This window comes from Nocardia sp. CA-107356 (assembly GCF_050946365.1).
In the GTDB taxonomy this organism is placed as follows: domain Bacteria; phylum Actinomycetota; class Actinomycetes; order Mycobacteriales; family Mycobacteriaceae; genus Nocardia.
Genome location: NZ_CP191992.1, coordinates 1,080,047 through 1,097,507, shown reverse-complemented (window position 1 = coordinate 1,097,507; position 17,461 = coordinate 1,080,047). Strand labels below are relative to the sequence as shown.

Annotated in this window: 1 protein-coding gene (only partly in view); it reads right to left on the bottom strand. The window is 67.5% G+C overall.

The window, feature by feature from the left end; all coding sequences use genetic code 11:
* A protein-coding gene (locus ACQP1G_RS05205; protein ID WP_433198875.1) for a non-ribosomal peptide synthase/polyketide synthase crosses the window boundary here: on the bottom strand, positions 1–17,461 show its 5' portion. It extends 365 nt beyond the left edge of the window; only the first 17,461 of its 17,826 coding nucleotides appear in the window; the start codon lies at positions 17,459–17,461; its stop codon lies beyond the left edge, outside the window.

The window sequence follows — 17,461 nt, the reverse complement described above, 5'->3', positions numbered from 1 at the left end:
CGACAGCGTTTCGAATATCGATGGCGCGAATCGCGATCGACGGATCTTGCGCGATGACCGTGAACACGCGCAGTAGTCGCTCGGCGAACAAGCGGACGGTGGCGGCGTCGAGAATGTCGGTCGCGTACCCGAATCGCATATCCAGGCCGGCCGGATCCCCTGCGGCGTCGAATAATTCGATACCGGTCAGTTGTAGGTCGTATTTCGCCTCGGCCAGCTCGAGATCGAGCACCTCGACCTCGAGCCCGGGCAGCGCGATGCGGCCCGACGGCATGTTCTGGAAGGTGAACATCACCTGGAACAGCGGCGTATAGGCGCTGGATCTGGTCCGGCCCACGGCGTCGACCACCTGCTCGAACGGCACGTCGGCGTGCGAGAGCGCCGCGATATCGCGATCCCTGGCCTGTCCCAGCAGGTCCGCGAAGCCGGTGCGCGCATCGACTTCGGTGCGCAGTACGACGGTATTGACGAACATGCCGATCAGATCGTCGAGTTCGCGTTCGCCACGGCCCGCGACCGGTGCGCCGATGGCGATATCCGTCGTGCCCGACAACTTGCTGAGCAGGACGGCGAACGCACTGTGGATCAGCGTGAACAACGTGGTGCCGTAGTCGCGCGCAATGGCGTCCAATCGCCCGGCGAGCGCGGCATCGACCTCGAAATCGACGGCGGCGCCGCGCATATTCCGGCGCGGCGGACGCGGTCGATCCGTCGGCAACGGCAGTACCTCGGGCAGTCCGGCCAATTCCGCTGTCCAGTAGTCGAGTTGGCGCGACAGCAGGCTGCCCGGATCGCGGTCGGAGCCGAGTACCGTCCGCTGCCAGTCGCTGTAGTCGGCGTACTGGATCGGTAGCGGCGCCCACTCGGGTGTGTGGCCCGCGGTCCTGGCGAGGTAGGCGCGCATGAGATCCCGGGTCATCGGGGCGACCGAATAGCCGTCGGCGCTGATGTGATGCAGCACCACGACGAGCAGGTGTTCCTCGATATCGGTCCGGAACAGTACCGCGCGCACCGGCGCGGCCGCCGTGATATCGAAACCGGCGGCGACGAATTCGTCTATCCGCGCGTCGATATCGTGCCGCGACACCGGAATCGCCGCCAAGTGCAACGCCAGATCGGCGACGGGCAGCACCTCTTGCACCGGACCGGGTTCGGCATCCGGATACCGGGTGCGCAAGGTCTCGTGGCGTTCGATCACATCCAGGATGGCCGATTCGAGGGCAGCGGCATCCAATGCGCCGGTGAGGCGCAGTGCCGCCGGGATGTGGTAGGCCGAGGAGTCCGGTGCCAGCCGGTTGACCACCCACATCCGCTGCTGTGCCAGCGAAAGCGGCGCGGGCGCGGTGCCGGACCGGCGGGTGAGCGCGGGTCTGGCATCGGTATCGCCGAGGTCGGCCAGGTGTGCCGCGAGCAGCCCAACAGTCGGCGCATCGAATACCGCGGCGACGGGAACCCGCACTCCCAGTGCGGAACCCAGCTGCGCGGCGAGCCTCGTGGCCAGCAGAGAATTGCCGCCGAGCGCGAAGAAGTCGGTACCGACCCCGATCTCGCCGCGCAGCGCCGCCGAACCGATAACCGCCACGAAGGTGGCCGCGACCAACCGTTCGAGTTCGGTCGATGGTGCGCGGACATCCGCCGCAGCGGATACCGGTTCGGGCAGGGCGGCCCGATCGACCTTGCCATTGGCATTGAGCGGCAATGACTCCAGCACGACAACCGCGGCGGGCACCATATAGGTGGGCAGCTCCGCGGCCACCGCAGTGCGCAGGGTAGCGGCGAGCGCGGTGCGCGCGGTCGCATCCGGTTCCGACACCGCGACATAGGCGATGAGCCGAGATCCGGCCTCGTCGTCATCGCGCGCGACCGCCACCGCGGCTCGCACGTCCGACAGTCGCAGCAGCGCGGTCTCCACCTCGCCGAGTTCGATCCGGAATCCGCCGATCTTGACCTGGAAGTCCGCGCGCTCGAGGTACTCCAGCGTGCCCTCCGGACGCCACCGGACGATATCGCCGGTCCGATACATCGTGGTGCCGGTGGCGTTCGCCAAGGGATCCGCGACGAACCGGTCGGCGGTCAGGCCGGGTCTGCGCTGGTAGCCGCGTGCCAGTTGGGCACCGGCCAAGTACAACTCACCGGGCACACCGACCGGTACCGGCTGCAGACGGGCATCGAGCACATAGACCCGGCTGTTCCAGGCAGGCGTCCCGATCGGCACGATATGGGTCGGATCGTCATCGACCTCGAAGCCGGTGATCGATACGGCGGCCTCGGTCGGACCGTACAGGTTGAACAGTCGCGCACCGGTCTGCTCGGCCCGGCGGCGGAATTCGAGGGCGGTCGCGGGCGCGAGCGCCTCACCAATGGCGAGCACCTGCCGCAGCGAATCCGGCAGCGGTGTGTCCGAGACCGCGAGCAGCATGGCGACCAGCGACGGTACGGCGTGCAGCACCGTCACCGCGTGCCGTTCGATCAGAGCACGGAGCCGGTCCGGATCACGTTCGGTGCCCGGTGCGGTCACCACCAGGCGACCGCCCGTCGTCAGGATCGACCAGAACTCCCACACCGACAGGTCGAAGGTCGCCGGAGTCTTGAGCAGCGCGCTGGCATCCGGCCCCGGTGCGAATCGGTCACGCAGCCAGGCCAATTGGTTGACGATCGCGGCATGCGCGATGGTGACGCCCTTGGGCAGACCAGTGGACCCGGATGTGAAGATCACGTACGCGGGGTGCTCGGGTCGCAATGATCGAACCCGGTCGTCATCCGTGATCGGCATCGCGTCGTATTCCGACAGGTCGAGTCGATCCACTTCCAGTACGGGAAGCGCTGTTTCGATGGGTAGTCCGTCGCGCGAGGTCGTCAGCACACACTGCGGCCCGGCGGTCTCGATGATGTGCGCGATGCGGTCGACCGGATGGTCCGGGTCGATGGGCACGTACGCACCACCCGCCCGCACCACCGCATACATGGCGACAACCAGCTCGACGGAGCGCCGCATCGCGAGCACGACGGTCGCCTCCGGACCAACCCCGTCGGCGATCAGCCTGCGCGCCAGCCGGTTGACCGTGGCGTCGAATTCCGCATAGGTGAGCACGGATTCGGAGGGCGCATCTATCAGTGCGATGCGGTCGGGCGTCAGCGCCACCTGGGTATCGATGAGATCTGCCAGCGTCGCCGACGCCACCGGATGCGTCGTCCGGTTCCAGTCCTGCAGCAACTGGGCACGCGCAGCCTCGCCGAGTACGTCCAGCTCGCCAATGGCTGTATCGGGCTGGCTAACAACCACTTCGAGGATCCGAAGCAGCTGCTCACTGAACCGCTGCGCACTCGCGGGTGCGAACAGATCGGTCGCATACCCGAGCGCCAGGTCGATACCCTCGGGCGCGCCGTCCGCTTCGTAGCGATCGACAGCAAACAGGTGCAGGTCGAATTGCGCTACACCGCTGTCGAATTCGATCTCACGAACCTCGAGTCGGGGCAGGTGGAGTTCACCGCGCTCATGGTTCTGGAACGAATACCCGACCTGGAACAGCGGATGCCGTGCCGTCGACCGTTCCGGATTCAGCACCTCCACCAGCCGCTCGAACGGCACATCCGCATGTGAGAAGGCCGCGATATCCACTCCCCTGGCCCGCCCGAGCAGCTCATCGAAGCTTTCCGCACCCTCGACCCGGGTCCGCAGGACCAGCGTGTTGACGAACATGCCGATGACATCATCGAGTTCGGCCTCGCCCCGCCCCGCGATCGGCGTGCCGACCGCGATATCCGAACTTCCGGACAGCCGCGCGAGCAGTGCGGCAAAGGCGGTATGGACAACCATGAACAGCGTTGCGCCGCTGCGTCGTCCGAGCGCGACGAGCGCGGCATGCAGACTTGCGTCGATCGCGAACTCCACCTTGGCTCCGCGCAGGCTCTGGCGCGCGGGCCGCGGGTGATCGGTCGGCAGTGTCAGCTGATCGGGCAGCCCGGCCAGTGCTCCGGTCCAGTACGCGAGCTGTTGCGCCGATACCGATTCGGGGTCGTCCTCGCTGCCGAGCAGTTCCCGCTGCCACAGCGCATAGTCGGCGTACTGCACGGTGAGCGGCGTCCAGCCGGGTGCGCTGTCGCTCGAGCGGGCGCAATAGGCCAGCATCAGATCCCGGACGAACGGTGCGAGCGAGGACCCGTCCGCGGCAATGTGGTGCAGCACCGCGGCCAGGACGAACTCCTCACGTCCCGCGATCCGGAACAACCGCATCCGGATCGGAATATCGACGGTCACGTCGAAGGTGGTGGTGGCCAGCTCCCGAATACGGTGCGGCATTTCGGCTTCGGTGCCCTCGATCGGGTAGAGCGACGGAACCGCCTGCGCGACCGGCACGATCAGCTGGGTCGCCACACCGTCGACCTCCGGATATCGCGTCCGCAGCGATTCGTGTCGGCCGATCAGATCGGCGACCGCCGCCCGCAGCGCCGCGATATCCAGTGCGCCGGTGAGTTGCAGCGCCACCGGAATGTTGTAGGCGATCGAGTGCGGGTCGTACCGGTTGAGGAACCACATCCGCTGCTGCGCGGGCGATAGCGGAATCCGGGCGGGACGCGCACCGGCCACCAGCGCGGGCCCGATCGCCCCCGAATCATCAGCGGCGACCACGGCGGCGAGCTCGGCCACCCGTGGCGAATCGAACAGTGCGCGGACGCCGACAGTACGGCCGAACGCGGCACCGATTCGGGCCGCGGCCTTGGCGGCCAGCAGGGAACTGCCGCCGAGTGCGAAGAAGTCGTCATCCGCGCCGACCCGACCGTCATCGGCCATGCCGAGGACGTCCGCGAAGACTCCGGCGACGATTTCCTCGGCGACCGTGCCCGGCTTGCGATAGGCCGTCGCCTCGAATACCGGCGCAGGCAGCGCCGCGCGATCCAATTTCGCGTTGACGGTCAATGGAATTCGATCCACCGCCATGATCGCGGCGGGCACCATGTGCTCGGGCAACCGGTATCCGAGCTGTTGGCGCAACACCGCGGTATCCATCTCGTCGAAGCCGACGACATACGCGACGATGCGCGGTTCATCCACCAGATCGGCGCGCACGATCACCGCCACCTCGCGCACCGCCTCGGCCGCATCCAGCAGCGCCGCCTCGATCTCACCCAGTTCGATACGGAACCCACGCAGATTCACCTGCTGATCGGCCCGGCCCAGATACTCCAGCTCGCCGTCGGCCGTCCATCGTGCGAGATCACCGGACCGGTAGGCCAGTGCACCGTCCCCGGCATACGGGTCGGCCACGAACCGGCTCGCGGTGAGCGCGGGCCGCCCCAGGTAGCCGCGCGCCAACTGGCCGCCGGAGATATAGATTTCGCCGGGCACCCCGACCGGCACCGGCCGCAGCCGGGCATCGAGCACCCGCACCACCAATCCCGGTATGGCGCCGCCGATTACGCTCGCCGAGCCGGTGCCCGACTCGATCCGCCGGTAGGAGACGTGCACGGTGGTCTCGGTGATGCCGTACATATTCACCAGCCGCGGCGCGTGTGGATGCCGGGCGAACCAGCCGCCGAGCCGCTGCGGTTCCAGCGCCTCACCACCGAAGATCACATAGCGCAAGGCGAGTTCGGCCGGCGGTGCGGCGGCGTCGGCCGCAATCAGTTGATAGAACGCCGACGGTGTCTGGTTCAGCACCGTCACCCGTTCCTCGGCAAGCAGTTCCAGGAATTGCTGCGGTGAGCGCGAGGTGTAGTAGTCGACCAGCACGAGCTTGCCGCCGTACAGCAGCGCACCCCACAGCTCCCAGACCGAGAAGTCGAAGGCGTAGGAGTGGAACATCGTCCAGACATCCGATGGCCCGAAACCGAAGTGTCCCTGGGTGTTGTCCAGCAACCGCAGCACATTGCGATGCGGGACGACCACCCCCTTCGGCTGCCCGGTGGATCCGGAGGTGTAGATGACGTAGGCCGTATGCGCGGGGTCGAGCGGTGCACGCCGCTCGGCCTGCGTGATCGGCCCCGGGGCAATCGAATTCGGATTCGCGGCCATATCCAGCACGGGCCCGCCGAACCAGCCGGGTGTCAATTCGGTGGCGGCGCTGGTGATCGCGCAGATCGGTCGGGCATCGTCGAGGACGTATTCGATCCGATCGGCCGGATAGTTGGGGTCGATGGGCAGATATCCGCCCCCCGCCTTGACCACCGCGAGCAGCGCGACGATCAGTTCGACCGAGCGCGGAAGCGCCACCGCCACCAATGCCTCCGGTCCGACTCCGGCGGCGATCAGCCGTCGGGCCAGCCGGTTCGACCAGGTGTCGAGTTCGGCATAGGTCAGCGATCGGATACCCGCGCGGACCGCGACCGCGGTCGGATCGAAGGCAGCCGCCAGCGCGAACCGGTCGGCCAACGTGCCGGTCTCGGTAACGTAAGCCGCTGCGGGAGTGGCCCATTCGTGCAGCGCCCGATGCTGTTCCTCGGCGCTGAGCAGTTGGATATCGCCCACGACCACCGTGGCATCGGCCGCGATGGCCGCCAGCACCTGGGTGAACCGGCGACCGAGCACCGCGATGGTGCCCGCATCGAAAAGATCGGTGGCGTAGGTGATCTCGATATCCATACCATCGGCGCGACCATCGGCGTCATCGGATTCGACCACGGTGAACTGCAGATCGAATGTGGCCGCGGCCGCGTCGAATTCGACCGGCCGCACCACGAGATCAGCGAGTTCCAGCCGGGGCAGCGTGAAGTTCTGGAAGGCCAGCGCCACCTGGAACAGCGGATGCCGGTTCTGCGCCCGCGCGGGCGCGATGGCCTCGACCAGCCGCTCGAACGGCACATCCGCATTCGACAGCGCCTCGATATCCTGTGCGCGCACGGTGTCCAGCACCGTTTCGAACCGCGCCCTGGTGTCGATATGCGTGCGCAGCACCAGGGTATTGACGAACATGCCGACGAGTCCATCGAGCTCGGCAGCACCGCGACCAGCGACCGGTGTGCCGATCGCGATGTCCTCGCCGACCGAAAGGCGCGACAGCAGCACCGCCAAGGCCGCGTGCATCGTGCTGAACAGCGTGGTCTCCCGCTTACGCGCCAGCTCGCGCAGTTCACCGTGCAGATCCGAGTCGATGCGCAGCCGGTGGGTTTCACCGCGATACGACGAGACGGCCGGTCGCGGACGATCGGTGGGCAGCTCCAGTTGCTCCGGCAGACCCGCCAGCGCACCCCGCCAGTACGCGAGTTGTCGGTGCGCCTGCGACCGCGGATCCTCATCGGTGCCCAGTATTTCGGCCTGCCACAGCGTGTAGTCGACGTACTGCACGGGCAGCGCGGTCCAAGTGGGCGCGCCGCCGTTGCGACGAGCGGCATAGGCGGTCATCAGATCACCCGCGAGCGGGCCGAGCGAAAAGCCGTCCGCCGAAATGTGGTGCAGCACCAGCGCGAGCACGTGCTCGATCGCAGCACCATCGGTGATCGCGAACAGCCGGGCCCGAATCGGCAGCTCGACCGTCAGATCGAAGGTCGCCGCCGCGAATGCCCTGAGGTGCGCGGTGTGTTCCGCTTCGGTGACCGGCTCGGACCGCAGCGTCGCAACAGCCTGCGCCGCGGGGATGATCACCTGCTCGGCACCTTCAGGGCTGTCCGGGTAGACGGTGCGCAAGCTCTCGTGCCGGGCGAGGACATCTGCCAGTGCGGCGGCCAAAGCCGCGACATCCAGCTCACCGGTCAGCCGCAGTGCGACCGGAATGTTGTCCACGGCATCGCCGGGTCCGGTCTCAGCTCCCGCGAGAAACCGGTTGAGGAACCAGATGCGCTGCTGCGCGGGCGACAGCGGAATCCGCTCCGGACGTATACGTACGGTCGGCGCGATATCACCACGTCCCGGGAATCCGCCTTGCCGCACCTCGTCCGCGAGCGCTGCGACCGTGGACGCCTCGAACAACATCCGCACCGGCAGCCGCATCTCGAGCGCCGCACCCAACCGGGCCACGACCCGCGTGGCAGTCAGCGAATTGCCGCCGAGGGCGAAGAAGTCATCGTCGCGGCCGACTCGCTCGACACCGAGGACCTCGGCAAAGGTCCGTGCGACGATCTCCTGCATCGCCGTACCGGGCGCGCGGAACACGGCGGTCTCGACTACCGGCGCGGGCAACGCGGTGCGATCCAGCTTCCCGGAGGCATTGAGCGGGAACTCGTCGAGCACCACATAGGCCGACGGCACCATGTATGTCGGCAGCTGCCTGCTCAGCACTGATTTCACGGCATCGGTATCGACCGTCGCATCGACTTGCGCGACGATGTAGGCCACCAACTGTTCCGCGCGCAGTACGACCACCGTCTGCGCGACCGAATCGACTGCGGCAAGGGCCGTTTCGATATCACCGAGCTCGATCCGCAAGCCGCGCAGTTTGACTTGGAAGTCGGTGCGTCCCACATAGTCGAGCACCCCATCGGCACGCCAACATACGAGATCACCGGTGCGGTACATCCGCGCACCAGCGCCGAACGGATTCGCCACGAACCGATCGCTGGTCAGGTCCGGCTGCCCGACGTATCCGCGCGCCAATTGCGCTCCGGCCAGGTACAACTCACCGGGCACCCCCACCGGCACCGGACGCAACCGCCCGTCGAGCACATAGACCTGGGTATTGAATACCGGCGCACCGATCGGCACGGTGTCGGTATCGGCATCGGTGACCTCGTGGCTGGTGACATCCACCGCCGCCTCGGTCGGGCCGTACAGATTGTGCACCGCCGCACCGGTCAACTCCCGCAGCCGGTGGGCGGGCCTCGGCGGCAACGCCTCGCCCGAGGCGAATACCAGTCGCAACGAATCACACTGAACCGCTGATGGTTCCGCGACGAACACCACCAACATCGATGGCACGAAGTGCACGACACTGACCCGCTCGCGGCGAATCACCCGCGCCAGATACGCCGGGTCACGATGCCCGTCCGGCTGCGCGACAGCCAGGCGCGCGCCAACCTGCAAGGGCCAGAAGAACTCCCACACCGAGACATCGAAGGTAGCCGGGGTCTTCTGCAGCACCACATCATCGACGGTCAATGCGTATGCGTCCTGCATCCACACCAGCCGATTCACGATCGCGGCGTGCGAAACCGCGACGCCCTTCGGCCGTCCGGTGGAGCCGGAGGTGAAGATCACGTACGCGGCATGGCCCGCAAGCAACGCGCCGAGCCGATCCTCGTCGGTGAGCGCTGCGTCCGAATAGTCGTGGGTGTCGAACAGATCCACATCGAGCACCGCCCACACCCGCGAGCGCCCCTCGACCTCGGTGGGCAGCGCCAACCCGTCATCCGAGCGCGTCAGCACGCATACCGGCCGAGCAGTCCGCAGCACCTGTGCGATCCGCTCCGCCGGATGATCCGGGTCCACCGGAACATATGCGCCACCTGTGGTGAGCACCGCATAGATGGCCACGACCAGATCGATGGATCGCCGCATGCCGATCGCCACGGTGCTCTCCGGACGAACCCCGATGGACACCAGCAGCCGCGCCAACCGGTTGACCCGGCCCGCGAACTCCGCGTACGTCAGCGACACCCCGTCGAACGAGACCGCAACAGCCTCCGGCGTCCGCACGACCTGCGCCTCGAACAGCGACACCAACGTCGCGTCGGCGGCACCCGGCCGCGTTGTCGCATTCCAGGATTCGAGGATCAATAGCCGCTCGTCGTCGGAGAGCAGATCGATATCGCCGATCCGCACCCGCAGATCCGCTACCGCATCGAATACGCGATGCAGCCGGGTCGCGAAGGAGGCAACCGTCGGCGCGTCGAAGAGATCGGTGGCGTACTCGAAGGTCGCGGCCATGCCCGCGGGGGAACCCGTGGCGTCGACGGTCTCGGTGAGCGTCAGCTGCAGATCGAATTTCGCTGTCCGCGTGTCGATATCGAGTCGTGAGGCGGCGAGCCCGGCCAACTCCGGACTGGCCTGCGCGGTGTGCTGGAAATCGAGCATTACCTGGAACAGCGGATGCCGCGCCGCCGAGCGCTCCGGTTTCAGCACCTCGACCAGCCGCTCGAACGGCACATCGGCGTGTGCGAAGGCGTGCAGATCACTGTCGCGCACGGCCACGATCAAGTCGGCGAAGCGGAATTCCGGACGCACATCGGTGCGCAGCACCAGCGTGTTGACGAACATGCCGACCAGATCGTCGAGCGCCTGGTCACCACGCCCCGCGATCGGGGTGCCGATCGCAATATCCTGCTGACCAGCGAGTTTCGCCAGTAGTGTGGCGAATGCCGCGTGCACCACCATGAACAGCGAACCGTTCGCATCCTCTGCCACACTGAGCAGTCGGCGGTGGGTCGCGGCATCGATCGTGAAGGTGTGGCGAGCGCCCCGGCCCGAGGCGACCGCGGGACGCGGCCGGTCCGCCGGAAATGTCACGACATCCGGCAGCCCTGCCAATTCGGCGGACCAGTACCGGATCTGCTCGGCGAGCAGCGATTCGGCATCATCCTCCGCACCGAGCGTCTCGCGCTGCCACAGGGTGTAGTCGGCGTACTGCACCGACAGCGGTGCCCACCCCGGCTCGGCGCCGGCGCGGCGCGTAGCGTACGCGGCCATGAGATCCCTGGTCAGCGGCGCGATAGACCAGCCATCGGCGCTGATGTGATGGATGGAGACGACGAGGACGTGCTCGACGGTTTCCGAAGGGTCCGAGGCATCGTCGATGCCGCTCGCACCGTCGGACCGTAGGCAGAGCAGGGTAAGCCGAACGGGCGGCTCCCGATCCACGGCGAACGGCATTGCCGCCACGGCACGGATCCGATCGGCCACCTCCGCCGCCACCACCGGCTCCGGCGTGCGCGGACCCGCGACCTCCTCGATCGCCAGCACCTGCTGATGCGGAATACCGTCCACCGCCGGGTATCTGGTGCGTAGCGTCTCATGTCGGACGAGCACATCCGCAATAGCGGCGTTCATGGCCGCCACGTCGAGCACGCCCCGCAACAGCACCGCGGCCGTCAGATTGTTCGCGACCGAATCGGCATCGAACTGATTGAGGAACCACATCCGCTGCTGTGCGTAGGACAGCGGCACCACATCGGGACGGGGACCGGCCACCAGCTCCCGACGGCTCCGTGCCGTGCCCCGGGTGGGCAGATGCGCCGCGAACCCGGCTACCGTCGAATATTCGAACAGCAGCCGCACCGGAACCTCGACCCCGGCGATCGCGCCGATCCGCGCCGCGATCCGCGTGGCCACCAGCGAATTTCCGCCGAGTGCGAAGAAGTCGTCATCCAGGCCGACCCGGTCGAGCCCGAGCACCGCCGCGAACACCTCGGCCACCGCGAGTTCCATCGGTGCGGTCGGCGCGCGAAATGCCCTGGCGGCCAGCACCGGATCCGGCAGTGCCCGACGATCCAGCTTGCCCGAACTGGTCAGCGGCAGCTCCGCCAGCGCGATATAGGCGGTCGGCACCATGTACGACGGCAGCGCGGCGCGCAGCCGCTGCGGCAGTACCGCATCGAGCTCCGCCTCCGGAACGGCCGAGACAACGTAGGCGACCAGCAGTTCACCCGCGTCGTGCGCGAACACCCGAACCGCCGCCGCCCGCACATCGGCGGCGCCGAGGAGCGCGGCCTCGATCTCGCCGAGCTCGATCCGCTGCCCGCGAAGCTTGACCTGAAAGTCACTGCGCCCCAGGTACTCCAACTCTCCGGCCCGATTGCGGCGCACCAGATCACCGGTCCGGTACATCCGAGCTCCGGCCGGTCCGTACGGGTTGGCCACGAAACGCTCGGCACTCAACTCGGGCCGGCCCTGGTAACCCCGCGCCACCTGGACTCCGGACAGGTACAGCTCGCCGATCACCAGGTCCGGCACGGGCCGCAACCGCGCATCGAGTACCAGCGCCTGACTCGCGCGCACCGGCCGACCGATTGGCACCGGCCCCGTTGCCGCCGCATCGATCGCCGCATAGGTGGCATGCACCGTGAATTCCGTCGGGCCGTACAGATTGTGCAGCTCGGCCCGGCTCACCGCGGCGAAGTCGGCCGCCGCCGCACCGGTCATCGCCTCACCCGCCACGAAAACCGTTCGCAGCGACGCGATCTCGGCGATGCCCGTGGCGTCGGCGAATACCGTCAGCATCGACGGCACGAACGAGGTCATGCTCACCCCGTGCGCGGCAATGGTGGCGGACAGATACGCACTGTCGCGGTGCCCGTCGTGTTCGGCCACCACCACGCGCGCCCCACGCGCCAGCGGTGCGAACAGCTCCCACACCGACACGTCGAAGGTTGCCGGAGTCTTGAACAACACCACGTCGTCGGACGCGATGCGGTACTCGTCGGCAATCCACTCGATCTGGTTCACCGCCGATGCATGAGATACCGCAACACCTTTCGGCCTACCGGTCGATCCCGAGGTGAAGATCACGTACGCGGTGTTGGCTGCCCGCAACGGGTGCGCACGATCCGAATCCAGCACCGGCGCACCGGAATAACCGGAGCAGTCGAGTACATCGACCGCGAGCACCGTCACCTCGGATCCGATCGACCATCCGTCGCGAGCGCGGGTCAGCACGCAGACCGGCCGGGCCGAGTCGATAATGTGCGCACGCCGGGCAGTCGGTTGATCCGGATCCACCGGCACATACGCACCGCCCGCGCTCAGCACGGCATAGGCGGCGACGACGAACTCCACCGACCGCCGCATACCGAGCACAACGAGCGACTCGGGACCGACCCCCGCGTCGATCAGCCGCCGAGCAAGCCGATTGATCCGCCCCGACAACTCCGCATAGGTCAGCGCACCCGCCGCGTCGACCAGGGCCACGGCATCGGGCGTGCGCCGCACCTGCGCCTGGAATCCGGCCAGCAAGGTGGTAGCGCGGTGCCGCGACGGTTCGGCGATTCCGGACTCGATCGCGCGCTGCCGACCGGCCGCGTCCAGTAACGGCAGATCCCCCACCGGCGACGCGGCATCGATCACCACCGCCCGCAGCAACCGGACCAGCCACTGTGCGTAGTCCGCGATGGTGGATTCGTCGAATAGATCTGTGGCGTAGGTGAATTCCGCCCGAACCCCCGCCGGTGCCGGACCTTCCCCGAGTCCGCCACCGGCGAAGCCTTCGGTGACCGTGAGCTGGAGATCGAATTTGGTCACTCCGGTGTCCAGCGTACTGGTGCAGACCGACAAATCGGGGAGTTCGAATGCGATGTCCGCAGCATTGTCGAAGGCCAGCAGCACCTGGAACAGCGGATGGCGCGCCTGTGAGCGCGGCGGATTGATGGCCTCGACCAGCTGCTCGAACGGCAATTCGGCATGGCCGAAAGCGGCGAGGTCGGTGTCGCGCACCCGCGCGAGCAGCGCCGAGAAGGGCGCGGCGGAATCGACCGCGGTCCGTAGCGCCAGGGTGTTGACGAACATGCCGACGAGGTCGTCCAGCGCCCGTTCACCGCGCCCGGCCACGGGTGTACCGATCACAATGTCGTCGCCACTGGACAGCCGCGACAAGAGCACCGCGAACGCGGCATGCAACACCATGAAGTTCGAAACACCCTGGGTACGTGCGAGTTCGGTGATTTCGGTATGCAGGTCACGGGGTAGCTCGAACTGGAAGACCGCGCCCCGCCCGGACGACACCGCAGGCCGCGGCCGATCGGCGGGCAGCTCGATCAGATCGGGCGCACCGGCGAGCGTGCCGACCCAGAAGTTCAGCTGCCTCGCCAGCAGTGCGGCCGAATCTGTTGCGACGCCGAGCAATTCACGCTGCCAGAGGCCGTAGTCGGCGTACTGCACCGGCAGCGGCGCCCACTCCGGCGCATTTCCCGCACGCCGGGACCCGTACGCGGACATCACATCTCGCGCCAGGACCCGCAGCGAGAGCCCATCGGCCGCAATATGATGCAGGACCAGCGCCAACGCGCAGCTGTCGTCATCGACCAGGAAAATCCGGGCCCGAATGGGTATTTCACGTTCGAGGTCGAATCCGAGCGCCGCGAACCGGGCCAACTCCGCGGCCAGCTCATCGGCGCCGATCATCTCGGGCTCGCCGACGACCACCGTCTCGTCCTCGGACAGCACCACCTGCCGCGCGGCCGCCTCCGCCGCCGCTACCGCGGGAAAGATCGTGCGCAGCACCTCATGTCTGCCGACCACATCGGCCAGGGCCGAACGCAGCGCGGGCACCTCGACCGCACCGCGCAACCGCACCACGAAGGGCATGTTGTACCCGGCGCTGGCACTCTCGAACCGGTTCAGGAACCAGATCCGCTGCTGCGCCGGAGATAGCGGAACCAGCGACGGCCGGTGTCGCGCCCGCAGCTGCGCGAGCACCGGCACGTCACTGGCTCCACCCGCCCGCTCGATGAGTTCGGCGAGTGCGGACACCGTTGTGGCGGTGAACAATTCGCGAACCCCGAGCCGACATCCCAGATCGGCGCCCAAACGGGCCGCGACCTGGGTGGCCACCAAACTATTACCGCCGAGAGCGAAGAAGTCGTCGTCCCGCCCGACCCGATCGTGACCCAATACCTCGCCGAAGACCCGTGCGACCACAGCCTGCACCGGCGTCGCCGCCGCGGCGTATTCGGTCGAGTTCCGCTCGGGCGCGGGCAGCGCGGCACGATCCAATTTGCCCGAAGCATTGACCGGCAGCGCTTCCAGCATCACGAATGCCGCGGGCACCATGTACCCGGGCAGCGCCTGGACCGCCGCGGCCCGCAGCTGAGCGAAAGATACCGTGCCGGGCTCGGATTCCACGACATAGGCGACCAACTGCTCGCCGACCCCGACGTCATCGCGCACCACGACCACCGCGCGCACCACCGAATCGACGGCACCGAGCACGGCTTCGATCTCACCGAGCTCGATCCGCAACCCGCGCAGCTTGACCTGGAAATCGGTGCGACCCAGGTACTCCAGTTCGCCATGGGTGGTCCACCGGACCAGATCACCGGTGCGGTACATCCGTTCGGCCGGACCGAACGGGTCGGCGACGAAGCGGTCGGCGGTGAGCCCGGGTCGACCGACGTAACCCCGGGCGAGCTGTACCCCCGACAGATACAGCTCGCCCGAAGCCCCGACCGGTACCGGCTTCAGCCGCGAATCGAGCACATAGAGCCGGGTGTTGAAGACCGGTGCGCCGATCGGCACCGAGAGGGTATCGGTGTCGGTCACTTCATGGAAGGTGACATCGACCGCCGCCTCCGTTGGACCGTATAAATTGTGCAGCCGCGCACCGGTCAGCACCCGCAGCCGCTGGGCGAGCGCGGCGGGCAGCGCCTCACCGGAGGCGAAGACCATGCGCAACGAAGTGCGGTTGGTGAACTCCTGGTGAGCCAGGAACGCTTCCAACATCGATGGTACGAAGTGTGCTGTCGTCACGCCGTATTCGGCGATCACCGCGCGCAGATACCCCGGATCGCGATGACCATCGTGTTCGGCGAGTACCAGCCGCGCCCCGACCTGCAACGGCCAGAAGAACTCCCACACCGATACGTCGAAGGTGGCTGGCGTCTTCTGGAGTACGACATCCTCGGCCGAGAGCCGATACATCTGCTGCATCCACACCAGCCGATTCACGATCGCCTCATGGGTGACGGCGACGCCCTTCGGCAGTCCGGTCGACCCCGAGGTGAAGATCACGTAGGCGGGCTGCCCCGGTCGCAGCGCGCTGCCGCGCTCCCGATCCCAGATCGGAGCATCGGCATATCCCGCGAGATCCAGCCCGTCGAGGCCGATCACCGGGATCCCGGAGAGTTCGGCTGTCGCAGCGGCTTCGGCGGTCAGCACGCACGCGGGTCGGGCGGTAGCCAGAATGTGCGCGGTGCGCTCGGCCGGATGATCCGGATCGAGGGGTACATAGGCCGCCCCCGCCGCGAGAATTGCATATATCGCGACGACGAGCTCCGGCGAGCGGCGGATGTTAACCGCGATCAGCGTTTCGGGTCCGGCGCCGAGCTCGATCAGATGCCGTGCCAGCCGGTTGCTGCGGGCCGCGAGTTCCCGATATGTCAGATCCGGCGCAGCGGCGAATCGCACCGCGATGGCCTCGGGTGTCCGTCCGGCCTGCGCCTCGAACATCGACACCAGCGTCGGCGCACCGGCGAGCGCCGCGTGCACGTCGAAGGCGGTCGCATTCCAAAACCTGGTGCTGACCTCGAGTTCCAGTTCGGTCGCCACCGCAACCGCCGCCAGCGGCGTATCGACCTCGGCGGCCACCAACCGCTCCAGATACCGCAGGAACCGCGCGTGATGGCGCGCGATGTCATCGGCGGCATAGAGATTCGGATTCGCCTCGAAGTCCACGTGCACGCTGTCGCGCTCGCCGTAATAGACATTCAGGCTGAGATCCTCCACCGGCCCGGTAGAGAGCACCTGATACCGGCCGACCGTAGCGCCGAGGGTCAGCTCGCTGCCGAACAGCATGATGTTGGCCAGCGGACCGAATAGTGCGCGGCGCGCGGGCCGCCCGTCGTGCTCGGCATCGCGCCGGATGTCCTCGTGCCGATACCGCTGGTGGCGCAGTGCGCCCGCCAGCTCGACCCGGGTCGCGCGCAATAGCTCCCCCCAGGTGCCATCGACCGCGAGCCGCAGCGGCACGATATTCGACAGCATCCCCGCCGAGCGCCGCATCACTGCCGTGGTGCGCGCCGTCACCGGCAGGCTCAGCACCGCCTCGTCCCGATCGGTGAGCCGCCCGAGATATCCGGCGAAGGCCGCGAGCAGCACTCCGGCCAGCGTCGAATCCTGGCTTGCTGCAACGGTATTCATCCGGTTGACCAGCGCATCCGGCAGGACTCGACCGGCGATCAGATTGGTCGCCGAACGCGGTGCGGTGCGCCCGTCCAGGCTGGTCGCGCCGTCGAGCCCGGCCACCCGCTCGGCCCAGTGCGCCCGGTCGGTCTCGAAACGAGTGCTGTCGCGGTAGGCGAGTTCGCCCTCGACCAGCGCGGTCAGCGCACCCGGCCGCACCGTCGGCGGCTCGGTACCCAGCACTCGCGCGGTGTACAGTTCGGCCACTCGCTGGGTATTGGTCAGCGCGCCGAACCCGTCGAGCACGATGTGATGCACCCGCAGATACCAGAACGACCGACAATCGGCGACCCGCAGCACGGCACCCGCGAACAGCGGATCGGTCAGCATATCGACCGGCGCGCTCGCGTCGGCCCGCATCCATTCGTATGCCGCCGCCACCGGATCGGCATGGTCGCGCAGGTCGAGCACCTGGGTTTCAACGGAATTCGCCGGATCCACCCACTGGGTCGGCACACCGCCGGATTCGCCGAGGCGCACCAGCACTGATTCGTATTCGCGTGCCGCCTCGATCGTCACCTCTCGCAGAAGCGCGGTATCCAAGGCTTGCGGCACATCCACGTACTGGGCCACGTTGATCGGCACATCGGGATCGAGCAACTGTGCGTACCAGACCCCCAACTGCGCCGGAGCGAGCGGAAACGGTCGCAACGCGGCGTGCGCCGACCCTTCCGGTCGCGCCCCACCCAACTCCGTATCGTGCAC